This is a genomic window from Salibacterium salarium (assembly GCF_030813635.1).
GTDB classification, from domain to species: Bacteria; Bacillota; Bacilli; order Bacillales; family Marinococcaceae; genus Salibacterium; species Salibacterium salarium.
Window position 1 is genome coordinate 101,069 of the sequence record NZ_JAUSUM010000004.1, and the last position, 25,133, is coordinate 126,201.

Annotated in this window: 18 protein-coding genes; 10 read left to right on the forward strand and 8 right to left on the reverse strand. The window is 44.2% G+C overall.

The annotated features are described in order from the left end of the window. Nucleotides 1-153: 153 nt before the first annotated feature. The 4 genes from J2S78_RS14680 to J2S78_RS14695 form a co-directional block, all read right to left on the reverse strand. A complete protein-coding gene (locus tag J2S78_RS14680) occupies nucleotides 154-615 on the reverse strand; it encodes a hypothetical protein (protein ID WP_306899775.1) in 462 nt (153 codons plus the stop codon). 527 nt (nucleotides 616-1,142) lie between these two features. Then, a complete protein-coding gene (locus J2S78_RS14685) occupies nucleotides 1,143-1,265 on the reverse strand; it encodes a hypothetical protein (RefSeq protein ID WP_306899777.1) in 123 nt (40 codons plus the stop codon). 171 nt (nucleotides 1,266-1,436) lie between these two features. Further along, nucleotides 1,437-3,638, reverse strand: coding sequence for a heavy metal translocating P-type ATPase (locus tag J2S78_RS14690; RefSeq protein WP_306899778.1), 2,202 nt, complete (start codon nucleotides 3,636-3,638; stop codon nucleotides 1,437-1,439). 36 nt (nucleotides 3,639-3,674) lie between these two features. Further along, complete coding sequence (locus J2S78_RS14695; protein ID WP_306899779.1) at nucleotides 3,675-4,517, reverse strand: cytochrome c oxidase assembly protein; 843 nt, start codon at nucleotides 4,515-4,517, stop codon at nucleotides 3,675-3,677. A 239-nt stretch (nucleotides 4,518-4,756) separates the two neighbouring features. Between J2S78_RS14695 and J2S78_RS14700 the strand changes: the two genes are divergently transcribed. Together J2S78_RS14700 and J2S78_RS14705 are read left to right on the forward strand one after the other, a co-directional pair. Continuing rightward, the gene (locus J2S78_RS14700; protein WP_306899780.1) at nucleotides 4,757-5,365 is read left to right on the forward strand and encodes an SCO family protein; all 609 of its coding nucleotides are present in this window, start codon (nucleotides 4,757-4,759) and stop codon (nucleotides 5,363-5,365) included. A 442-nt stretch (nucleotides 5,366-5,807) separates the two neighbouring features. Beyond that, nucleotides 5,808-6,209, forward strand: a complete 402-nt coding sequence (locus J2S78_RS14705) for a VOC family protein (protein WP_306899782.1) — start codon at nucleotides 5,808-5,810, stop codon at nucleotides 6,207-6,209. A gap of 308 nt (nucleotides 6,210-6,517) precedes the next feature. On the opposite strand, the gene J2S78_RS14710 is transcribed toward J2S78_RS14705, so the two are convergent. Further along, nucleotides 6,518-10,306, reverse strand: coding sequence for an S-layer protein (locus J2S78_RS14710; RefSeq protein ID WP_306899784.1), 3,789 nt, complete (start codon nucleotides 10,304-10,306; stop codon nucleotides 6,518-6,520). Nucleotides 10,307-11,172: 866 nt separating this feature from the next. On the opposite strand from J2S78_RS14710, the gene J2S78_RS14715 reads away from it, so the two are divergent. From J2S78_RS14715 to J2S78_RS14750, 8 genes are all read left to right on the forward strand, one after another. Next, nucleotides 11,173-12,126, forward strand: coding sequence for a carbohydrate ABC transporter permease (locus J2S78_RS14715; RefSeq protein ID WP_370871574.1), 954 nt, complete (start codon nucleotides 11,173-11,175; stop codon nucleotides 12,124-12,126). 14 nt (nucleotides 12,127-12,140) lie between these two features. Then, nucleotides 12,141-12,977: a carbohydrate ABC transporter permease gene (locus J2S78_RS14720; protein WP_306899786.1), complete on the forward strand. Its 837-nt coding sequence runs from the start codon at nucleotides 12,141-12,143 to the stop codon at nucleotides 12,975-12,977. A gap of 30 nt (nucleotides 12,978-13,007) precedes the next feature. Continuing rightward, nucleotides 13,008-14,354 carry an ABC transporter substrate-binding protein gene (locus J2S78_RS14725; protein ID WP_306899788.1) on the forward strand — a complete coding sequence of 449 codons (1,347 nt, stop codon included), beginning with the start codon at nucleotides 13,008-13,010 and terminating at the stop codon, nucleotides 14,352-14,354. Between the two features lie 65 nt (nucleotides 14,355-14,419). After that, nucleotides 14,420-16,174 (forward strand): heparinase II/III family protein, encoded by a 1,755-nt coding sequence (locus J2S78_RS14730; protein WP_306899790.1) that lies wholly within the window; start codon nucleotides 14,420-14,422, stop codon nucleotides 16,172-16,174. A 23-nt stretch (nucleotides 16,175-16,197) separates the two neighbouring features. Further along, complete coding sequence (locus J2S78_RS14735; RefSeq protein ID WP_306899792.1) at nucleotides 16,198-18,027, forward strand: cache domain-containing sensor histidine kinase; 1,830 nt, start codon at nucleotides 16,198-16,200, stop codon at nucleotides 18,025-18,027. Further along, the gene (locus J2S78_RS14740) at nucleotides 18,008-19,558 is read left to right on the forward strand and encodes a response regulator transcription factor (RefSeq protein WP_125558069.1); all 1,551 of its coding nucleotides are present in this window, start codon (nucleotides 18,008-18,010) and stop codon (nucleotides 19,556-19,558) included. The genes J2S78_RS14735 and J2S78_RS14740 overlap by 20 nt, the downstream gene beginning before the upstream one ends. Before the next feature lie 10 nt (nucleotides 19,559-19,568). Beyond that, nucleotides 19,569-21,422, forward strand: coding sequence for a DUF2264 domain-containing protein (locus J2S78_RS14745; protein ID WP_306899794.1), 1,854 nt, complete (start codon nucleotides 19,569-19,571; stop codon nucleotides 21,420-21,422). A gap of 12 nt (nucleotides 21,423-21,434) precedes the next feature. Further along, nucleotides 21,435-22,190 carry a sugar phosphate isomerase/epimerase family protein gene (locus J2S78_RS14750; RefSeq protein WP_306899796.1) on the forward strand — a complete coding sequence of 252 codons (756 nt, stop codon included), beginning with the start codon at nucleotides 21,435-21,437 and terminating at the stop codon, nucleotides 22,188-22,190. A gap of 140 nt (nucleotides 22,191-22,330) precedes the next feature. Here the strand turns inward: J2S78_RS14750 and J2S78_RS14755 are convergent, their stop codons facing one another. From J2S78_RS14755 to J2S78_RS14765, 3 genes are all read right to left on the reverse strand, one after another. After that, complete coding sequence (locus tag J2S78_RS14755; RefSeq protein WP_306899798.1) at nucleotides 22,331-23,059, reverse strand: YdeJ family lipoprotein; 729 nt, start codon at nucleotides 23,057-23,059, stop codon at nucleotides 22,331-22,333. A 195-nt stretch (nucleotides 23,060-23,254) separates the two neighbouring features. Continuing rightward, nucleotides 23,255-23,764, reverse strand: a complete 510-nt coding sequence (locus J2S78_RS14760; protein ID WP_306899799.1) for a GNAT family N-acetyltransferase — start codon at nucleotides 23,762-23,764, stop codon at nucleotides 23,255-23,257. 67 nt (nucleotides 23,765-23,831) lie between these two features. After that, nucleotides 23,832-24,695 (reverse strand): PhzF family phenazine biosynthesis protein, encoded by an 864-nt coding sequence (locus J2S78_RS14765; protein ID WP_125558077.1) that lies wholly within the window; start codon nucleotides 24,693-24,695, stop codon nucleotides 23,832-23,834. Nucleotides 24,696-25,133: the final 438 nt, after the last annotated feature.

A 25,133-nucleotide genomic window follows, 5' to 3' on the forward strand; every position in this document is an offset into this window, starting at 1 on the left:
ACTATTCACCTCTATTAAAGAGTTATAATATCTATAATATCTTTTAGTATAATAAAGGTCAAACTTTTTCGCTTAAAAACTTTAAACAGACTGAAGAGCGTCCAACTACAAAACCTAGATCCGCACTGTAAATTGTTTTTTTTTATTGCTGCTTCAATTAAAGCACCCATTATTTTTAAATAACCTTAGATGTCTTTTCGTTATAACAGCTAATAATAATAAAGAAAAGGTAAACATCGTAAGTTGAGAAATATAGAGTTCTGCTGGAATCTCTTTAAAGAAAAGTATCATTATGATTAACTCCACAGCTCCAGAAAGAAATGAAAAACCTAGTAAAAACATAAGTATTACGATTTTTACCATTTTGTAGATTGGATTACCAAATAAATAACGTATATAAAGATATAGAACGATACTGCCTAATAAAAAATAAAAAATATAATCTTGAAAAGGCATTGTAATATACTCCTCATATGACACATCAACAGCAATAACATTTACAGCCCACATCAAATGGAATATGAGACAAAAAGGTACAATATAAAATCCCGAAACTAGAAAAAGTGATACATCTCCAACATATTGAAAAAACTTAAAAGTTTTATCCTTTACCACAATTTTCCCCTCCCATGATGGATGGATAGTCTTCCTTTCTCACTCTACCATAATAAAACAAATGAATTTCAATTATAGGCTGTAGTAGAAGGAGAATAGTCTGTTAAAATCTTCGGAAAGAAGGGAAGATGTATCCGGTATAGACAGAGGGCTTATGCTTTCTTACATGGTCAGAAAGTGAACTGGTATACGATATTCACCCCCCCAATCTGGATGAATCGTATCTTCTAGAGCTGGCTGAACAGATGAAGATATATTCCTCCCACAGAGATTGGAGGAAATGGCATCTAGTAACTAGCTTCGTTCGACTAATAGATTTATGTATTATGATGAAAGAATACAAGCACTCCCTTTCTTATAGCATATTCTGTTAGAGAAGGGGGTGAGTGATAGTGAGAGAACATCATAGCCACCATCATAGGCATAAACATCGATGCGGATGCGAGGACAGCATAAAAAAATTAAAGAGATCCCATGATTGTAACTGTGAAACGACACGGGAATGCCTCATAGATTGCAGCGTGAATTTAAACAAGTGTCTTATGAAATGTAGATCGTGCGATGACTACTGTTTGGAATGCTGTGTGCAAGATGCCATTCGATGTTTCGATCGATGTTTTTGTTAGATGAAAATATGGTTCAAGCGGCATAAGGCATTGCCCCTTATGTCGCTTAATTTTTATTAATACCTATTCCTTAAAAGGTTAAAACTATGAAAAGTCTGAAAAATGGTTAGGGAACTATTCTAGAGGACCAGCCCATCCAAATTACTTCTTTTTAGTGGAAGCTCGTTGAACTTTCTTGCATATTCAACGACAGAATTATATTTTCATGTTCTTCAGCCGGAGGGAATTTAACACCACCGACACGGAGCTGAAGGCCATCGCTGCACCGGCCAACCAGGGGGCCAAAAAACCCAGCATGGCAATGGGAATCATGAGAACATTGTACAGAAAGGCCCAAAGAAAATTCTGTTTTATATTTCTTGTTGTTTTATTACTAATGGTGATGGCATCCACGACACGATTTAGATCATTTTTTACGATGGTTATATCTCCTGATTCAATAGCCACATCGGAACCTGTTCCTATCGCAATCCCTACTTTCGCGACCGTCAACGCCGGCGCATCATTAATACCATCTCCTACCATTATAACTCTATTTCCTTGTTGTTGTAATTGTCGTATTATTTCTGCCTTCTCCTGTGGTGTAATCTCTGCATATTGTTTTTTTATACCTACATTATGTGCAACAGACGCTGCATTACTTCTGTTATCTCCTGTTAGCATCATCACCTTGAATCCCATTTTTTTTAAACGGGAAACGGCTATTTTTGAAGATTTATTTATTTCATCGGCGATGGCAATAATCCCGGAAAACCGGGAATTAATTGATGCAATCATTACCGTCTTTCCTTGCCGCTCCCAATCTTTCACCATTTTTTTTGCTTTTCTAGGAAGGAGAATAGAATTATTTTTATAATACCTTGGATTGGCAATCAGTATTTTTTTACCGTTTATCGATGCCTGAACTCCATACCCCGGGAAGGAGAGGACATTCGTGGCATGTGGAAGAGGATGTCCCTGCTTTTTCACTTCTGTTACGATCGCTTTGGCTAAAGGATGGGTGGACGTATTTTCTGCTGCGCCTATGATTTTCATGAATTCATTTGTATCCATATGTTCCACGTACATGTCGGTGACCTGTGGTTCCCCTTTTGTAATAGTTCCCGTTTTATCCAGGGCTACAACGTTGGTTTTGCCTAATAACTCAAGAAATCTTCCTTCTTTAAAAAGAAGACCTAACTGTGCGGCTCTTCCGCTTCCAACCATCACAGATGTAGGGGTAGCCAATCCGAGGGCGCAAGGACAGGCAATGATTAAGACGGCAATCGCTTTTTCCAATGCTCCATATATATAACCTGGTTGAAAAACCATATACCATACGGCGAACGTTACCAAGGCTGTAGTAATCACAATGGGTACGAAAACCTCCGTAATTTTGTCCGCTATATGCTGAATCGGTGCTTTCGAAACCTGAGCTTTTTCTACAATGCGAATAATGTGGGATAACGTTGTTTCCGTCCTTTTTTTCGTTACTTTCACATTCAATAGTCCATTCTTATTCATGGTCCCTGCATATATTGCATTTCCTGCAGTTTTTTCAACGGGCATACTTTCTCCGGTTAATAGTGATTCATCCACCGTCGATGTCCCTTTTAGGACTTGTCCGTCGACCGGAACTTTTTCTCCCGGCCGAAGAACCACGACATCTCCTGGTAGAATATTGTCGACAGAAACCCTCGATTCTTTACCATTTTCATATAAGGTGGCTGTTTTTGTCTGCAATTGATTGAGCTTTTGTACCGCTTCCGTTGTTTTCATTTTCGTTCTTGCTTCCAATACCTTCCCCAGCAGGATAAAGGTGATGATGAAGGCACTTGTTTCATAGAACAATCCGAGGGAGTGAGCATCATGAGCCGTGTGAAAAGAAGTGAATGTCAAATAGTGGCTGTAAAAAAAGGCTGTGGATGTACTTAAAACAACTAAACTATCCATATTGGCGCTTCCGTGTTTCAAGGCATTCCAGGCTCTTTCGTAAAACGGAAACCCAATCACAAACTGAATAGGAATGGTAATGGCAAGTTGAAATAAGGGATGGAGAAAGATATCCGGGACATAAAGAAAAGAACTCCATTTGAAATGGGTTAACATGGCCCATGCCAGCGGCAGAGTAAGCAGCGCTGACACGATAAAATTCCATTGGAGCGCCTTGACTTCTCTATGTTTTGTCCTGTCCGGCTGCGCGGTGGACTTGTTTGCTTGAAAGCCGATATTATTGATTCTATTTATAATGTCAGAAATCCCTGTTTGTTTTTTATCGTACGTGAAATACCCCTTTTCCGTTGTTACATTTACATGAGCATCGGTGACGCCTTCTATTTTTGAAACGGCCTTTTCAATTCTTGTGGCACAAGCAGCGCAGTGCATTCCCCTAATTTCTAAATGGTTCGTTTCTTTCATGATCCTCACCACTTCTATTGTTTTATCTACATTCTATTAATCACTGCCTTTGTTTATAACAAGGAATCGAGGAAACCGATGACCTCCTCCATTACTGTCAAGATGCGAGACCAGGAGTAATCCCAATTTATGGGTTGCTAACATAAGTATTCCCGCTGTTAATTGATCAAAGGTTGAATTGAATAGCGGCGGCAATAACATATTGGATGAAGCTGGTGGTAAACAAAGATGGGCAGTTTTTTCAGCAAGAAAAGGATTGTTCATGCTGTTTACCAGGGCATTGAAAATAAATAAGAGACAAGCTGGCATGATGAAAAGGCCACTCCACAATGCATAACGTTTTTTTCGTTTCCTGTCCAAACGCTGCTTTGGATCAGGCGCTGTAAGGGGCCACCACATACGAAGAGATAATATGAAAAGAAAAAATGTATATCCATCCCGAAGGAAAGGAGATTGAGAAAGAATTTCTAATACGAACGGTGTATGGTACATCAAAAACAGAACAGCAAAAATACTTAAAGCAATCATAGGGGGAAAAAATAATTTACTTCCTGATTTGATTATTGGATTCTTGCCTATTTGTTGAAACAGAGGTTCGGGAATTCCCAATATAAGAAGCGGCGGAATAATAAAGAATAGAATACTCATTTGGAGCATATGCAGACTGAAAGCAAAATGACTGATTGCTGTGAAAGGACTGCCCGTCGTTATGTATAAGATCCCCAGGCCGAGTAAAAAAAGAAGAGGTGTTTTTTCGTTCATTTTTATGTTGGTCCAACGCTTTACTATTAAAATATAAAAAACAGCAACAGAAATAAACACCGTCAATAACGTAGTATTCCAAGTTAATTGGCCACCAAGCAAAACATCATAAAACATATAATTCCCCCTCTTCTGATAATGCATATTTATGTTTGATTGTGTAATTTATAACAATTTATCTCTTTTCCTGATATCGTAATGTATGTTTTAAGTGATAACGATAAAATTCGTGTTATATTGTTATATTTTATTAAAAAGTATCATAATTTTTTTACATGGTATGTCGTGGATACAACCCTTACACGTTGTTTGTTGTTAGCCGCAAGTCCTAACCTTTGAACAAAGAGGGGATTGGTATGAGACAATCGTTTCACCTTTTTTGGATGATTAGTATTTTAATATGTGTTTTAAGTGGATGTTCCTGGTTACATCAGACCGGATTCTCTTCTGCAGAAAGTGGAACAGATTTAACAGACGCCGATTTACAAATGCAATCGTTTGAATTTACCAATCAGGACGGAGAAACGATGTCCAATGAAGATTTCCAAGACACCTATTGGATTGCGGATATGATTTTCACCAGCTGTCCAACTGTCTGTAATACAATGACACCGAATATGTTGAACTTACAAGGTCAGGCAGAAAAAGCCGGGCTGGATCTTCAATTCGTATCTTTCACAGTCGCCCCCTCCTTCGATGACCCAGAACAATTAAAAAAATACGCAGAAAAATATGGCGCAGATTTTTCGAATTGGCATTTTTTAACGGGGTATACCGATGAAGACATCCGACAGTTATCACAGAATACGTTTCAAAGTGTTGTAGAGAAAATTCCGGAAGAAAATAATGTTATTCATGCGACAGCTTTTTTTCTGATTGATCCGGAAGGCAATGTAATAAGAAAGTATGACGGACTGGAAAATGACACGGAACGGATTGTGGAGGATGTAAAAAGATTAAATTGAAGTGGGGATGTTGAAGAAGGGAACAGACAGAAGAAACCGAAGACAATGAAGCTGGCCATCAACGTGAACATAAACTAACGGTAACATCTCATCTTATGAAATCTGACAATCCTCACGGTATGTGATAGAAGGTGAAACGTTATCCTCCGTGCTCGTTCATGAGAACTTAAGTATTACCTTTGTTTAGGCTCATACAGGGAAGCAGTCCGTTGCTGTGATCGCAGAAGCACCGATTTCATCTCCCAATCATCGCAGTTTTATAATCTTGTAATTGTACCTTATTCGTTTTAACAAGAAGCTAGACTCTTAATTTTTTGTTATATTGTTACTAACATTACTTAATTAATAAATTTACTTCCGAAGCAATTGGAGGTGAGAATATTAGAAACAAAAATACAATTAAGTATATAGAGCATATAAGTTAAAAGAAAGGCGAATGTAAATGGAATTCAATAGTTTTACGGCTAGTCAAGTCAGAATCGCCAGACCGACAGACAAATTTGAAGAGGTCATCGATTTTTATGAGAAGGGCTTAGGACTCAGTCAAATAGAAGAATTTAAGAGTAATGAATATGAAGGGGTAATATTTGGGCTGCCCGGGGTTAACTACCACTTGGAATTCACCCGTCACGTTGATGGAAGTCCCTGTCCCGCGCCAACGAAAGATAATCTTTTAGTTTTTTATATATCAAATGAAAATGAAATCCATCAGGTCTTAGATCGAGTGAAAAACATGGGATATAAAGAAGAAGAACCTGAAAACAGCTATTGGAAAGAACAAGGAATTACAATAGAAGATCCGGACGGCTGGAGAGTTGTTTTGATGAATCGATCGTATGAATAATTGAAATATTCATACCGGCCAGCAGTATGTGTTGAATGTCTTAGGGCTAATGATATTGGCACAAGAGCACACCAAGGTCTATTCGAAAAAAACTTGGAATTCTACCGCATCTACGGGGAAGGACCTGTTTCTAGTTTCATTGATAAAGTAAAAATTACGCCGATATATATGGGAAAACCGCTGATTTATACAGTTCCCCCGAGAGTGAAACAGACAGACTTAATCGAATTTGTGTAACACACTTCATTTTATATCTTTTAACAAAAAGAACTTCGACCCTTTCATGAGGATCGAAGTTCAACAGTCACTTATTTTTCGACTAATCCCTCCACCGCTTGTTGCATAGAGGTCTGTGCAGCATATACATCTATCTGAGAGGACTGTGGATTTTTCAGTACCTGTTTTGCATGCTGCCGGGCTTTATGGAACGTTTTCCAGCTGTCTTTCGTATAGTCTTTATGATTTTTGTCTTGATGGTTCTCAAATAATTCCTGCAGGGAGGATTTATCTGTTTCTCCATCATTTGTTCCAGTGATGATATCCATTCCGTCTAGAACAAAGCTGCCTCGTTTCACGACGATTTCTGCGGTATGGTTTTTGTTTTCTAGTCCTCGCAGCACATAGGATGTCTGTCTGTCACCGGCGGTATGAATCCGGTAATCCTCTTGAATGAGAGTATCATCCACATAGACATCAATTAACGCATCTGGGGTGGCTCCAAACAGGTTAAAGCCGGACCCTTCAAAGTCAAACACCATGCTGCTTGCTTTTTCCTCGGTATCCGGGGTGCTGTAAATATTGACACCACGATAATCCATGTACGTTTCTTTCGCTTCATTGTCTCCGAGTGACACCTTCAATGTGTGCTGTCCTTCTTCGAGGTTGCGCACGGAATAGCGGATGCCGCTCTCGGAGTCGACGGTGTGATCTCCCATGTCTTCGCCATCGAGTTCCACATTATAGGCGGTTTCTTCGCCCGCGCCTGCTAAATAGTCAATGCCGGTTCCGGTGAAATGAACAAGAATGTAGGGGTTATCGTCAAAATTTGCCCACGCATTGGTGCTGTTGGCGCCCCAGTCGTTTTCTCCTTCACGGTAGGCATATACCGTATTTTCCTCCCCGCTGATTTCTGATTCCTGCGATACGGCTGTAAACTGATCAGGGGCGAGCGTATCTTTTGTCGTAAGGGTACGTTCTTCCGATGTTTCTACTTCCACATGGGTGAAGCTCGCGTACCCGTCGTTTGCCACCACCTTCAGTGTATGCTCGGTTTCTTCCAGGTTTTCCGCGGACCAGACCATCTGTTCCATTTCGCTGTTGTTCAGGTAATCTGCTTCACCAACCTGTTCCCCGTCGAGATAGACATCAGCGGTACCATTGGATGGGTTTGTGATACCGTACAACCGGATTTCATTTCCTTTAAAAGTAATTTCAAATGATTCGCCGCCGGACCCCCAGGCATTCGTTCCATTGGAGGACCAGTCTCCGGAATAGTAGACTTTATTTAACGTGCCTTGTGTGTCGGTTGTATCCTGGTGGCCAATGTCCACGCCGTTCCAGACCGGAACATCGGTTTCTGTACTCATCAATGTACGGTTGAAATGGTCATAACCGGTACGGCTGTAGTTCCAATCGCCGACATAACCGATTGGATTCACGTCGTCATCGTTATTCCGGGCTTCCTCTTTCGAATCGTAGACATGCCCCTGGGCATTATCTATCTTTTCTGATTCATAGGAATAGCCGTCCAGCGGTTCGATTTTCAGGTTGTCGATAAGTGTTTCATAATAACCGGAGCCAAGCGACACTCGTCCGGCCATGACTGTTTCCTCTTCATCGGTGTAGCTCGCGATTTCTTTTTCATCGAGATACAGCGTGAACGTATTTTCTTTGGCTTCCAGGGCTATATTGTGCCACTTGCTGCTGTCGAAGCCGTCGACCGTTCCTTCTTTAACGACGCTTCCCATTTTCAGTATTTCATAGGTTCCATCCTCATAAATTTTCGCATTATAAGGAGCCTGGGAATCACCGCCGTCCGCTTTCACCTGACGGACGCCGATTAAGGCATAATTGCTTCTGTTCTCCGCTTTCGGGGTGTGGGTATCGAGCAGAAAATCATACGATGCTTTGTAGTTCGCCCAGCGGTGGTCCCCGATATTGGTTGTCGGATTGCGGTCGGTCGCTGCGCCGTCATTTCCGCCCCATACAGCCCATTCTGCACCGATAATGTCAGGTGTTATTTTCTGCTGCAGCATGCTGCCGTGCTCGTCCGCCTGCGGGATCGTACGCTCCACCCGCTCAGCGCTGCCCTGTTCTTTTGGTTTCGTCGCTTCTTTTACGACCTCAAATGCGCCGGTTTGATCGGTGGTATAACGCGGTGTACCGCCGCGACGTTCAATGTAATCTCTTCCTTCTTCATCGGTGCCGTACTCGTCATATTTAAAATCATCCTCGTAGGGAAGAGAAAGAGTCGTATTGTCGGACGTATCAACCGGGTCCGATTCATATTCAAAACCCTCCACCTCGGCCTGCTTGTCCAATGTTGAAATGGTTACGATCGAGTAGGGACTCACTTCCACATTGTACTGCCCATTTTCCGGGGTGACAGTCCCGGTATGCTGAAACCAGTTTTCATCAATCGCTCCGCCATCCTTCGAACCTTTTGTTTCCCAGATATGAACCGGGGCGTTTTCCTTTCCATTTAACTGTTCCGCCTGAATCGTATAACGACGGGTGTCTTCCGTATTGTTGGCAAATACAGTGGAGTAGTCATCCGTTTCCGGGTCTTTCAGCGTCATGTAGTTGCGGGTGCTTGTATCAACTTCGACACCGCCGTCGAAAAATTCCCCGTCGCTGTAAGTTGCGCCCTGTACATACTGCCAGCGCTCATTTTTCTCTGTAGACCGGTCGTCATGCTCGACAAAGTTCATAACATGACGGACACCCTGCAGACCGCCGTCTGTTTCATAAAAGCCGGACCAGGGATCTTTGGCGCTGATTAAATGCTTCGGATTGTACGACGCACCTTCGTAGAAAGCACTGATGGAAGGCTGAAAGTCAAAAGATACAGCGTTCAGCGGGTTATCACCGGCCCCTTCCCAGGAATAGGCAGAAATAATGCGGGACGTGACATCCACGATGCCGTACTGTCCGCCGAGCCCGTTGTACTGCGGTTCCATGTTCTCCCTGTAACGCGCGTTGACCATGGGGGCAACACCTTCGGAGATCCAGATTTCTTTTGGTTCTTTTCCATTATCTTTCAGGGTGTTCTGAAGTTCTGTTAATGCATCCGAACCGGAGATTTCATAGTGGGTACTGATCACATCGATATCTTCCCGCAGGTTCTCATGATCGAGAAGGGTCTGGCTGATGGAAGATGTATCGCGGTACCCGTCCGCGGCCACAAGTTTGATATCTTCATAGTCTTCAGCGTAATTCGGTTCATCTTCAAGAGACGTAGTGAAATACTGCAGCCATTCTTCGTCGATTCTTCCGTTACCGTTTTGGGCCCGTTCATTCTGCGTCACACCGACATAATCCAGTTTGAAGCCGTATTCTTCTTCCACGGCATCCATCGTATCTTTGTACCATTGGTATCTGTTTTCATAATTTTGATTGGCAGCACCTTCCCACGTCCACCGTGGTTCTCCCCAGCGCAGGATTTCGGTTGTAATATTTTCATTGATCGATTTCGCATCAGCGGCGAACTGAAATCCAGCTCCGCGCAGGACATTAGCAGGTTCATCCTCATAACGCTTGGTGGCGGGCTCTGTTCCGGACGAAGAGTTCACATCCGCCCCCAGTTCAACTTTCACGTGGGCAAGCCCCGCACCGGTTTCGGGATCAAACAATTGATGCATAATCTCCCAGTATGCTTCCGGATTTTCTTCCTTGTAGTCCATCATCAATCGTGTCGTGTTATTGGCAGAAACCGTGCCGAAACCTTTGAACCGGTGATCTTCATCTACATCATTTCCATTGATGGTAATAGTTTCCCTTTCTTCATCCGCCAGCACTTTGTCACCTGTTGTCATGGTAACGAGTCCCGGTAAAACCAGTAGAAGAGCGGCGGATGCCAGCTGTTTTTTTCCAAGCATCGTATTCATAACCCCTTTTTATCATTATAGTGCCGCTGTGACGTACGGTCCTCCTTTCTGTAAGTATCCATAACGGTTCTCATTGTACGTTGTTTTGTATGCGCTTTCATATAATTATTTTGCTTATTCTGAAAATAATTTGACTGCCTCGGCGGAGAAAGACCGTGTTAAATGGAAGGGATCGCGTTCGCACCGATAAACCACAAACAAACAACCGTAGATATAATATAAAATCCTGCTTGAAAAGCAGCGCGCGGGAACGGTCGCAGGTTTTCTGATGGTATGCTACTATAGGTAAAAAAAGGGAGGCGTACGGTATGTATTGGGTGATCCTTGCCATAGTTGGGACATCTTTCTTTTTTTCGTTTTTCTTCGGGGAACAGTCATGGACTGACTATTACCTACTGGCGGTATTTATTTAATGATTATTATCGCCATCGCCCCCTATATAAAAAGGGACCAGGAAAGAAAAAACAGACAGCAGAAACGGAACCAGATATCCATAAATAAAAAGCCGATCCGCGTCACCATACCGGGCCGGTTTTTATGGTTGGTGCAGAACAATGCAATCCACTTCGGTTATGGACACTAGTTATTTGAAAGAAAATGATAGTGTCCAATAAGGAAAGTCTATCGGACACTAAGATATGAAAAACAGGATTAGTGGTTCCCAGGGGCAGATGTGTAACCACTAACCGCGCGAAAAAATGCGATAGTGCCGACTAAATGAATAATCTTCAGAAAAACACCTTTTCCGCAAAAAGCAAAATTCTTTTCATTTCAGTCAAATCTGTTCCATGTATCCAGCGTTGAAAACGCATACAATATACCTATAGTTGAAACCGCTTACTAAAGCATTGGGGGTGATGGATGTGGCAAAGAATGAAGCTACCACAGCATATCAAAGCAATACGAAGAAACAGCAGTTGGGCCGCTTCAAAAGCACGAAGTTCAAAGAAAACTTCGCAGGCTATATGTTCGTGGCGCCGATGTTGATCGGAACAACTGTTTTAATCATTATTCCTATTTTTATCGCGCTGGCTGTCAGTTTTACGGACTGGGTCTTTATCAGTGGGTTTCAGAGCGCGGATTTCGTAGGGCTGGAGAATTTTAAAACGATGGTGCAGGATGAACCGTTCATCCAGTCAGTGGTGAACAACATCTGGCTGATCCTGGCCGTGCCGCTGACGATGGCGCTGTCGCTGGTACTCGCTGTCGTTATTAATAAAAATGTATACTTTAAGGGATTTTTCAAGGTTATTTATTTCATGCCTTATATTTCCAGTATCGTAGCGATTGCAATTGTATTCCAGCTATTGTTCCACCCGGCGTACGGACCAATCAATGAGTTTCTCATGTCGATCGGCATTGATAATCCACCGAAATGGCTGGCAGATTCCGACTGGGCGCTCGTATCGGTTATTATTATCACGGTGTGGACGTCGATTGGATTCAATCTTATTATCTATCTGGCCGGCCTGCAGAACATCCCGATGGATCTGTACGAAGCAGCGGATATAGACGGCGCTTCGGCCTGGGTGAAATTCAAAAACATCACCGTACCGTTGCTGTCGCCGACAACATTTTTCCTTTTAATCACAGGAATCATTTACAGTTTCAAATCATTTGAGCTGATTGTCGTGCTGACCGAAGGCGGCCCGGGGTATTCCACGTCGGTGATTGTGTATTACCTGTATGAGCAGGCCTTTGAAAATCTGAAATCCGGTTATGCGTCGGCCATTGCGATTACCCTGCTCGGTATGCTGCTTGTCATCACAGCCATTCAATGGATCGGGCAGAAAAAATGGGTGAATTATTAAGGGGGTGAAAGATAGTGAATCGTCTGCGCAGGCTGAACACGAAAAAAGTTATCATTACCATTATTATGTTCGCGATAGGGCTGTTATTTCTGATGCCGTTTATCTGGATGCTGTCCGCGTCCCTGAAGGCAGAAACAAATGTGTTTTCGTATCCGATTGAATGGATACCGTCGGATTGGAAGTGGGACAATTACAGCCGGGTATGGTTCGGCGAGCAGCCTTTCATTCTGTACTACTGGAACTCCATCAAAGTAACGGTGCTGACAACGCTGCTTTCTGTAACCGTTTCCGCGCTGGCGGCGTACGGATTTTCCAAAATTCACTTTAAAGGAAGGAATGCGCTGTTTCTGATCGTGCTTGCCACCTTTTTGATTCCGGCGCAGGCTATCCTTGTGCCGCAGTTCATGATGTACCGGGTGCTCAACCTGTTTGACACGCACCTTGGGTTGATTTTGCTGAACAGTTTCAGTGTGCTTGGAACGTTTCTATTAAGGCAGTTTTTCTCCAGTATTCAGGATGACTACATTGATGCGGCGAAAATGGACGGAGCTTCGCATTTTACGATCTTTTACAAAGTTGTTGTGCCGATGATGATTCCGGCGATTTCGACCTACGCCATTCTCCGGTTTATCTGGACGTGGAACGATTACCAGGGACCGCTTATCTTTCTGCGGTCGGACCATTTGTCAACGATCCAGCTGGCGATTGAGCGTTTCTCGACGAGCAGCGGGGAGTTATACAGTTTGATTATGGCAGGGTCGGTGTCGGCCATTCTGCCGCTGATCATTATTTTCATCATCGGCCAGAAATACGTTATTGAAGGAATCGCACGAGGGGGAGTAAAAGGGTAACCTTTTAACTATAATGAAGGGGGAATTATAATGAAAAAATCACTGTTAACACTGTCGGGGACATTTCTACTTGCGACACTGGCGGCATGTTCCGGAGGCGGAGATCAGGAAGCTTCTGATTCATCAGACGGCGGGGACGGCGGATCTTCCGGGGAGGAAGTCACGATCCGTCTCCACCATTGGTACAATGAAGAACAGGACAACTGGGACGACGTGATTGCCTCATTTGAGGAAGATCATCCGAACATTAACGTGGAGTCGGTAACACCGGAAAACAATGATGCTAACGAAACGATGCAGCAGATTGACCTCGCTGCAGCGTCAGGGGACCAGCTCGATGTCATCATGGTCAACGATGCCTCCAACTACGCCCAGCGGGTGAGCCAAGGCATGTTTGAACCGCTGAATAGTTATATTGATGAAGCAGGGTTCAATTTTGATGAAGAATACCGTGTCAATACAGCCGTGGACGGTGAGCGTTACGCGTTGCCGGGAAAATATAATATGCACTTTGTCATGATGAACCAGGATAAACTGGACGAAAATAATCTGGAACTTCCTACCGAATGGACGTGGAGCGACTTCATGGATTATGCCGACCAGTTGTCTGAAGGCGAAGGTGCCAATAAGATGTATGGAACGTACTTCCATACGTGGGTCGATTACGTCAAACTGGCAGCGTTCAACCAGCCGGAAAACAGCAACCTTGTCAAAGATGACGGAACGACGTCCAATATCGATAGTGAGAAGATAAGACAGTCGCTTGAAATCAGGCAGCGGGGGCATAAAGATGGATCCGCCGTGCCGTATGACAACACAATATCCCAGGAGCTGTCGTACCGCGATCAGTTTTTCAACGAGTCTGCGGCAAGCATCTTGACGGGAAGCTGGATGATCAGTGAAGCAGGCGGTATTGACGGCAGTCCGTCACCGTTCAATGTCTCTTTTGCTCCGTACCCGAAAGCGGAAGAGGGAGATCCGGTTACGACGCCGGCCGGTGCTGATTTCCTTTCCGTTTATTCCGGCTCCAAGAACAAGGACGCAGCGTTTGAATTCATCCGCTGGTACACGACCGAAGGTATCCAGGAACAGGGAAAATATCTGCCGGCATACCAAGACGCTGATCTGCAAGAAGTAGTAGATAACCTTGTTCAGGCAGGTGCTGCTCCGGACAAAGTCGACACTGAATCTCTCATCAACGTGCTGGAAACATCTGAAGCCGCGCCGCTTAACATCCCTCCAACCTATATCGGAGAGGTGGAAGACGCCTACATGAGTGAAACGGATGCTTTCCTTCTCGGGGAACAGGATCTGGAGACGACGATACAAAATGCTGACGAAGCAGCACAGGAGATTATCGATAATAACGCAGAATAACAAAACGAAGGATGAGGGTCCATACGACCCTGATCCTTCCTCCTGTTTAGAGAGAAGGGTGAACTATGCTGTTTTCACGAAAAAAAGGAGAGCGGCTTCTGCCGTCTAAAGTACTGGCCGGAAAATGGTGGAACGAGCGTCCGTCCCATCCGGCCTGGCAGGCACCTGCCGCAGAAGTGGAAAGCGAAGCCGAACAACTCATTAACCGCGGAACACCACCGTTAACCGATGATTTATTCCGGTTGTTTGAAGAGACCGGGTCCCGTAAGGAATACGAAGCCGTTTATTTTCACCGTAGGCACCGCTTAAACACGTTTGCCTTCATGACACTCATCCATTCGGACAAAAAGTGGTACGAACAGGCTCTCCGGGATGAAGTGGAAGATGTCTGCTCCGAATATTCATGGTGCCTTCCCGCTCACATCAAAGACGGCGATCCGTATACTATTGACCTGTTCGCAGCGGAGACAGGGTTTGCGCTGAGCGAAATAAAAAGCATCCTTGGGACGAGCCTGGGAGAACCGCTCTGCCAGAGAATCGAAGAAGAGGTGCAGAAACGGGTACTGCACCCTTTTCTTTCGCATACACATCACTGGGAAACCGTGGATCATAACTGGGCGGCTGTGTGTGCCGGGTCGGTCGGAGCGGCCGCGATGCATCTGCTGGAGGACGGAGACGTGCTGGATGCGGTCCTTGAGCGGAATGTGCGGACGATGGACTATTTTCTGAGCGGATTCAGCGAAGACGGCGTTTGCCGGGAAGGCTATCAATACTGGCAGTACGGCTTCGGCTTTTTTGTCTATTTTGCCGATTTGCTGCTGGCGGAATCCGAAGGACGAATCGACCTGTTTCAAAACGAGAAGGTCCATCAGATCGCGCGCTTTCAACAGCATGTGTTTTTATACCGCAATAAGGTGGTCCCTTTTTCGGACTGCGTGCCGGAACAGTCGGTTCCGCTTGGGTTGAGCCATTACCTGCATCACTGTTTCTCTGATGTGACGGTTCCGGATGAGCGTCTCCGTGAGCCCTATACGGCCGATCACTGTGCGCGGTGGGCGCCGCTTCTGCGCGAGTGGATATGGCTGGATGATACACTGCAGGGCAGAGAATGGGAGGAAAAAGACGAAGTGATGGATGCTGCCCAGTGGGTGGTATCCCGCTTTCGTTCCGGAGAAGACCACTATGCGTTCGCGGCCAAAGGCGGCCATAACGATGAACCGCACAACCATAATGACGTCGGCCACATGATTATGATGAAAAACGGGAAGATGTTTCTGAAAGATCTGGGAGCGGGATTATACCAAAAAGGATATTTTGACGAGAAAAGGTACACGTTTATCACGAATCACGCTCTCGGCCATTCCCTGCCGGTGATAAACGGAATCTATCAGACGGAAGGCAGGGATAGAAAGGCCGTACAGACAAAGACGGTGCAGGATGAAGCACGTCTTGTTTACGGTCTCGAGCTGAAAGATACGTACCCAGTTTCCGGTTTGGCTTCCTTTCACCGGACGTTCACGTGGCACAAAAAAGAGAAACCTGTGTTTGAACTCCTGGACACCTTTGAACTCGAAGAGCCTCCGAACCGTGTCATGGAACAGTTTATTCTCGGGGATCTGTTCTGGAAAGAAGAGACAGAGGGAGTCATTGCTGCAGACGGCATGCAGATCCACTATGATCCCGTTCAGCTGCGCCCGGTGATGACGAGGGAACATTTCATCAATCACAGCGGACGGAAAGAATTCTATCAATTATTGAAATTATATGCCCATAACCCTGCGCAAACAGGTATAATAAAGATAGCGTTTTCATTTTACTGAACAGGAGGCAGAGGGGTATCCGTATGAAAAGGGTCGTGAGTTGGTTCCGCAACAGCTTTTCATTTAAGCAGAAACTGTTCATCTGGGTTGTCATCTGTATGCTGCTGCCGATGGTATTCAGTGTTATTAATCTGAACATTTCCAGTTCTCAGATTTTACGGGAGCGGCTGATTCAGAGTGAAGAGAATGCGTCGGAACTGACAGAAGCGAATGTCTCCAACTTGATGGATAACGTCATTCAGACGATGAATGATGCCACGTTCAATAATGATATTCAGCCGATGATTTCAAGCCTCCGCAATGAAAAACTGGGAGCGAGGCAGATTCTTGAAATCAATAACCGCCTCGGTTCGTTAGCGAGAAATCATAATATGTCGCTCTCGATTGTGAGCGCGGATGAACAGCAGGTGATGTCGGGATCGGGCTGGAAACCGGCTTTTACGGAGGAGAAACCGCTGTATAAAGACTTTAAAAGCCGGATGGAGGGATTCTCGTCCTTTCAGGTGCGCTGGCTCGGACCCGCTGCTCTACTTGGAGAGAGTTCGTTTTCCGAAGACTCTGTGAATTCTCCGCTGCTGCTTGCGCGCCGGTTGACGGACTACAACGGCGAGACCACGGCTTATTTATTCGCGCGCATCAGTCGGACCGAGCTGGACCGGGCGCTGTTGGCAGATGAAGATGTGGGACGTCGTAATATACTGCTGGACCGTGAAGGAAGAGTGTTGTACGGAAACGAAGACTACGTTCCGGGTCAGGAATTTCCTTACAGAGATCAAGAGCACGAAGGGGAGGAAACTTTCATCACATCTATGGAAGAAGGGAAAGACCACGTGCTCGTCAGGCAGGGACTCGAGCAGCGTGACTGGAGTCTTGTCAGTTACGTGCCGTACCAGCAGGCCGCAAGCAGTCTCGACCGGGCCTATCAGCAGAATTTCTTTATACAGACAGGGGCTTTCCTGGTGTTTATCCTGATTATGCTGTTTGTGATCCACCGCTTTTTCCGGCCGATCCAGCACCTCGTATACACTGCGGAAAAAGTAGAGCAGGGCCATCTGGACATGCGCAACGAATTGCAGCGAAACGATGAAATCGGAAGACTGTCGACTTCGTTTGACCATATGCTGGACCGCATCCAGGAAACCATCCAGCAGACAAAAACCGAGCAGGCGATGAAGCGGAAAGCGGAAATGGAAGTACTGCAATCCAAAATTCAGCCTCATTTTCTATTTAATATATTAAACACGATCCGCATTCAAATCCTGCAGGACGGAAATACCGAAAACGCAAAATTAATTACGTCGCTCGGAACACTGCTGCGCGCAATTTACCGCGGATCAGAGTGGGTGACACTGGAAGAAGAGTCGAATCAATTAGAAGAATATGTAAATCTGATTAACACGATGAGAAAGCACCCGGTTGAACTCGAACATGACTTGGAAGAAGAAGCGGCAGCAGAAAGAGTTCCGCAGTTTATTCTACAGCCTGTTATTGAGAATGCGTGCTATCATGGTCTTCCAACCACACCTGGCCATATTCTGATTCGGGCATGGACAGAAGGAACCATGCTCTGTATCGAGGTGAAAGATAATGGAAAAGGACTGGAACCGGAAAAACTGGCAGGAATCAAACGGGCGCTGTTTATAAACAAAGAGGACATCGTTAGAGATTACATGAATCAAAAAAACAGCATGTTTGGAATCGGACTGAAAAACGTATATGACCGAATGAAATTAACATATGGGAACGATTTTCATATGGATCTGGACAGCCGGATTGATGAAAGTACGACGATATTTATGCGTTTTCCGCGAGAACGAAGGGGGATGACGGACGATGAAAGTACTACTGGCTGAAGATAATTACAAGATGCTTGAATTCATGTATCAATGTGTTCCATGGAAGGATCACGGCCTGCAGGTGACGGCGAAATGTGAGACGGGGATGGAAGCGTGGTCTGCCGCGCAGCAGGAAACGCCTGATATGGTTATTACCGATATCAGCATGCCGGGAATGGACGGCCTTGATTTAATTGAGAAGTTGAGTGACGTCAATCCGAATATGGAATCGCTGATTATTACGTGCCATGACGATTTTGAGTATGCAAGAAAAGCACTAAGGCTCTATGTCGGAGATTACATTTTAAAGGAAACACTGGAGCCTAGTATGCTGCTTGAAGCGGTGCAGCGTATGAAGCAGAAGCTGGAAGAACATAAGGCTGGACGGCATCATATTCATCAGTTGAAATCTTTCGTAGAGCATTCGAAGAAATCATTGAAAAAAGAATGGATTCACTCGTTTATGGACGGTGCAGACGAAAAGACGGATCTTCTTGCTGTTTCGTTTACAACGTCCAGCTATATTCCGGTATTTGGCCGATTTCTCAATCATCAAAACGCAGGAGCAGAAGCCGTGTTGGAACCGATCAGTACATCAATCGTGAAAGAATGGGAAACAGCCGATTACATTTTATGCTCCCCTGACAAGATGTACTGGTTTTTTCCTTGTAATCGTAAAATCACGATAGAGCAAATATCCATGGAATTAACAAGAATACAGCGGTATGTGGAACGGGAGATGGGGGAATCACTTGTTTTTGTACTGGGGAAACAGGTCGGAAATTGGGAAACCCTGCGGTCCTCACTGCAGCAAATAAAAGGAGGGGAGGAAGCATGGTTTTATATCACCGAACCTGGAATTTATACTCCGGATCAGTTGCGCTTAAACGACGGGGAAAATGATATTTTCATACATTACACCACAGCCCTACACGATGTAAAGAAAATGATTGCGCAAGAAGATGAGAAAGCGGCCGAACAATGGGTACAGTCGTGGATGGAGTATATAAAGCAGCAGGCTTACCACCCGGAACAGATTAAAAGTTGGATTCATAAAATTCTTACGGATATTGAATTAAAGTATCAGTCTCTGCAGCACTACAGCGATAAGTCTTCGTCTGTTCTGTACAGTGAAATTTATATATTGCGTCACATGATAGAACTAGATTCTTACCTTCGGAATTATATTCGGCAGAAAATAATTCAGGCCGCCAACATTCGTGAAAGCTCGGATCGACGAGAAATATGGGATGCGAAAAAATATGTAGACACTCATCTTGACCAGAAAATCACGATGGAGGGTGCGGCCAATCATCTTCATCTTAATCCAAGCCACTTCAGCCGCCTGTTCAAGCAAGAAACAGGAGAAACGTTTGTCGAGTACACGACGAACAAGAAGATGGAGCAGGCGGCACACGACCTTCTCCATACCAATCACACGGTGGATGACATTGCGTTATCCATCGGATATGACAACACGAGCTATTTTACAAAACTGTTCAAAAAATTTAGCGGGTGCTCCCCTAAACAATATCGCAAAGACAGGTGAGGTGAAGGATATGAAGCATAACAAGTTGCAGTCACGAAAGGATATGGCGCTCCTGTTGGAGGACTTATTGCAGCCGCTCGAATCATACTACAGTGAAGGGAGAGCGAGACTCAACCTCGGACAAACAAGCGCTCATTTCGGCTCCGGTATCGCAGAAATGGAAGCGTTCTCTCGCGTGCTGTGGGGGATCGTCCCGGCCGTGGCCGGAGGAGAGTTTACCGGGCGCTGGGAGCATCATTTGGAAGGGATAAAAAATGGAACAAATCCGGACCACCCTGAATTTTGGGGATGGATTCACGGAATTGATCAGCGGATGGTGGAAATGGCAGCATTCGGCCTGGCACTTGCTCTTATTCCGGATAAGATATGGCAACCGCTCAATGAAACCGAACAACATAACCTCTATCAATGGCTTGATCAAATCAATCAATACGATGTCGTGGAAAACAACTGGCAGTTTTTCCGCATCCTCGTGAATACAGGCTTTGATACTGTAGATCTTCCAGTTAATGAAGAAAAACAGCAGGAGTCGTTTGAGTTGATAGAGTCCTATTATCAAGGGGACGGCTGGTACGCAGACGGACCAGTGGAGCAGTGGGATTACTATATTTCGTTTGGTTTTCACTTTTACGGCCTGTTATATGCGGCATGTCAGAAAGATAAAGATCCTGAACGGGCGGAGCTTTATAAACAAAGGGCATCCCGTTTTGCGGAGGATTTTATATACTGGTTTTCCGACGACGGTTCTGCCCTCCCGTTCGGGCGCAGCTTGACGTACCGCTTTGCGCAGGTGTCGTTCTGGAGTGCCTGCGTATTCGCGGAACTGCCGGAGATCGATACCGGCGTTGCGAAGGGACTTATTCTGAGGCATATGCGCTGGTGGATGAAGCAGCCGATCTTCTCGGGGGACGGACTGTTAACGGTAGGGTATACGTATCCGAATCTTATCATGGCAGAAAACTATAATTCTCCGGGGTCCCCTTACTGGGCACTGAAAACATTTCTTATTCTTGCGCTGCCAGAGGAGCACGAGTTCTGGCAGGCTCCAGAAAAGCCGATGCCGTCGCTGGATCGTGTGAAGAAGCTGACTGTGCCCCGAATGACGATTATGAGAGAGGGGAATCACGTTTCCAGCCTCGTCTCCGGGCAATACTCGACAACAGAACACGCCCATAATGACAGCAAGTACGCTAAGTTTGCGTATTCCACTTCGTACGGTTTTCACGTTGCAAAAGGAGTGTTCGGACCAGAACAGGGAGCCTTTGATTCGATGCTAGCCTTCAGTGAAGAAGACGGCTATTACCGGGGAAGGCGCCGGTCTCTGTTGACCGAGTGGCAGGACGGTGTGCTGTATTCGCACTGGAAACCGTGGCGGGATGTCGATGTGGAAACATGGCTGCTGCCGGCATGGCCGTGGCAAGTGCGGATCCACCGGGTTCATTCCCGGCGTACGCTGGATGCCAGAGAAGGTGGCTTTTCCCTGCCGCTCGAACAGGACGGCCTTATCCCGCTTCCGGATATTCAGCCGAACATAGAAACGCCAGCAGATAACGTGCTTTCCACTGAACTGCCTGCGGGTATAAGCATAATTGCGGATTTAGGCGGAATCCGCCGTCTGGAATTGGGAAAAACCGATCCAAATACGAATCTACTCTTTGCCAGCCCAGCTGTTCTGCCCACCGTTACCTCCCGGATTACAGCGGAAGAAGGCCCAGTGTGGTACGGCACCGCCGTGTATGCCGGTAGTCAAACGCCTAGTACTATACCGAAGATGATTCGCACCTCAGATGAATCATATGACGTGGTTTATAGTGGACAGACAACGGTTCGAGTGGAATCTATATTAGGAAGCAATCCAAGCTAAGGAGGGAGCGTCATGTGGAAGATAGGAATGTGTTCTGTAACATTCCGTGGGAAAACGATAGATGAAATAATAAAATTGGCGTCAGAGGCAGACCTTCACAGCATTGAATGGGCGGGAGATGTACACGTACCTCCGGGAGACACAGCACAAGCCAGATATACTGCGCAAATGACAAAGGAGGCCGGACTGGGGGTATCCTCTTACGGATCATACTACAAAGCTGGGGCAGAACATCACGCCACCCCATTTCCGGCGGTTCTCGAAACAGCCGAAGAATTGGACGCCCCGTCTATTCGCATATGGGCAGGAGTTAAAGGCTCAGAGGATGTGGGACCGGAGGAGCGGAAGCAGGTCGTCCGAGATATTCAGGATGCCGCTACTCACGCGCAGTCAAAAGGGGTAGGCATCCATCTCGAATATCACGGGGGCACGCTTACCGATACAGCGGAAAGCGCACGTCAGTTGATGGAAGAAATCGATCACCCCAACGTCCAGCTATACTGGCAGCCTGCCGTCGGTCTGTCTATGGAAGAGAGATTGTCGTCGATTGAAACGGTGAAGCCGTGGATTAAGCATGTCCATGTCTTTTTCTGGCGGGGCACGACAAGGTATCCGCTACAGGAGGGAAGGGAGGAATGGAAAGCGTATCTCCGGCACATTCCTGACGACAAGTCTCGCTTTGCCATGCTTGAATTTGTCCAGAACGACGACCCGACGCAGTTTCTTTGTGATGCTGCCGAGCTTCGCGATCTTATAGCGGACCTCTGACTTGTATAAATGTGTATGTGTGTGTAGTTGGATGGTAAAACAGTTTGATCAAATGGATGCTACTAACCCTGATAAACAAATAAAAAGAAAAAGCGTATTTTGAAAAAAGGTTGATCAAAATACGCTTTTAATATATTCAATTAAAGTGTTCTTTTATAAAAGGTTTGTAGGAAATCGCGTCTGATTGCATAATGATCAATATTAAGCAATTTGATTAACTTTATGACCTTTTGATCGTCACTTGGATCAATGGACGCTGTCTTTGTATTCTTAATAATATCTTTATAGAAGTCTTCACCAGCAGGATTCTTGCCATCCCAACGTAAAGGAACATTGTATACATTTATCGTACCATCCCCATTACTACTATAAGTCACTGATCCATCTACTAAGCGTGGACCTGATAACTGGACAACGTCTTCTGGATAATTAGCACTCGTTTCGTCGTCAGGATGGAGTGGTTCGCCTGCGGAAATATGTCGAACATACAACTCATCTATATCTTGATTCGGACCAAGCTCCAACCAAACACGAGCGTATTCGATTTCGTTAGAAGAATATTCGGACAATCCTTTATTCTCTTTGCTGTTAGATTGATTCTTTGAATCTTTGTTTTCTTTTGAAAATGTTTCGTTCGAATCATCAGTCTCTGGATCTTCTGACTCTGATGTGGACTCCGATTTATTTTCTTTCTTGTCTGTTTGACTGCTTTCTTCTGCATCGTCATTTTTTTCAGGTTGGGAAGCTGAGGTGTTCTCTGAAGAATTTGTTTTATCACTACTTCCGTTTTGGTTATCATCATTACTGCACGCCACAAGCAGTAATGCTGTTGTAAATAAAATCATCATTGGTATTAGAATTTTTTTCACTTTTAATGCCCCCATTTTATGTAAATATTCATATCTTAGCATACTTAATCATTATCTTGGTCGCTCACCTATCTCTTTTATTTGAACAATGCGTTATTCCATTAGATTGCCCATTTTCGCATGATAGGACGTTAATCCTTATTCCGGATAGGTGCTCTTTTCTAGAATAACAGCCAACTGTGGCACTACTTTTTATTATCCTTCATTGTTATATATAACTTGAACAATTTGTTGTTCACCATTCTTCTCAAAAAACTTATAAGTCTTCATTCCGATTTTTTCTGCAACTTTTTGTGAGGGGATATTTCTTAAGGTCGTATAAGAAAATATTTTGGAATAGCCTAAAACATTCAATGCATATTCCCTACAAGCAAGGGCAGCTTCTGTTGCATATCCTTTATTCCAATATTCTTTAATAACGTGAAAACCGATTTCCGGTAACTTCTCGTCATCGATGTTCTGCATTGTTATTCCGCAATCGCCAATAAAGGTATCCCCTTCTTTTAATATAACTGCCCACAGTCCATGTTTATCTCGCTTATAATTTTCTATATTCCATTTGATCCAATTTTTAACCTCTTCTTCGTTAAAAGGATGAGGATAATATTGCATGGATTCCGGATCGGAAAGAACCTTCGATAATTCGTGTTTATCATGCATTACGAACTCCCTCAGGTACAATCGGTCCGTCTCGATTATCTTCAAAATGGTCCCCCCTGTAAGTATTTAACCTTGTATTCCGTTATCTGGCGCTATTCCATAGAATAGTAGTTTATAGCCAATTTCCTTCCGCAGGTACAAAAATACCTCCTCCTACTTGTATCAGAAATTGGTCATTCGTCTTTTGAGCAATTACATTAAGTAACGATTGTCTGCCGGTTGGATATCCTTGTTCAACAGTATAGTTTACTTCACTACTATTAAAAAAGTTATATTTCAGCAAATAGCCTGCTAAATTACCATTGGCACTTCCAGTTGCGGGATCTTCTAAATGTCCTGAAGTGAACATAAAAACTCTTGCATGTAAATCATTTTTTTTGTTCACGGTTTCGTCAGTGTAAACAAGGAGATTGGCATTTCCTACTTCCTCCAGTATTTCATCATAAAACTGATGTGCCACTTTACACCTATTAACAGCATCCAAAGTTTTTAAATTAACAATTATACTCGGTAATCCTGTCGAAACTGTTTGAACTGGATACTCAGCATTGATATCCTCTGTATTAATTTGAAGTGTTTTTGCAATAGTATCGACATCTATTTTTGTACCAAAAGTTGGCTGATTCTGTGTCATCCATACATTTTGGTCTTTAAAATCTACCGGAACTTGTCCAACTTTAAGATTCAGTTTAATTTCACTATTCTTATCTTTTTCTATAAAACGTTGAATGACGTAAGCAGTGCCAATGGTAGGATGGCCTGCAAATGGTATTTCTGAATCAGGGGTGAAAATCTTTACATCATATCCTCCATTCGTTTGTAGCCCTGACATGATAAAGGTAGTTTCAGAAAAATTTATTTCCTTTGCAATGTTTTGCATTTCCTCTTGTCCTATATATCCTTCAGGAATTAAAACTGCCAATTGGTTTCCTTGGTATTTGCTTTCTGCAAAAACATCAACGATATAGAATTTCATAATAAAGCTCCTTTCAACTGGAATTTATTCAGTATCATATCATTTCAGCGCGATTTCCAACATTTCAGTATTAAACAGTTTGCCCGATAGATAAAGAAAGAGCGCAATTCACTATTTCAGAATCGCACCCTTTTATGGAATAGTCTTGTTGTTAGTGGCTACTTTCTTAAGTACAGTTTATAAGGAATTTATATTAAAACTTAATCTGATTCCAGAATGAGTCCCCGCCACCAAACATCCAATACCATAAAACAATTACAGAAATTAAAAGCCAAATAAATCTCCAAGTGTTCGTTTTCTTTCGAAACTGAATAAAGTAAAAAATTCCCCACCAAACAAAAGAAGTTATAATCGAAAATTAATGCCAGGGTATGAAACAGCACTCATTGCATTTCCGAACTAAGCAAATAGATTAAACGGAACAATAATAACTAAAAT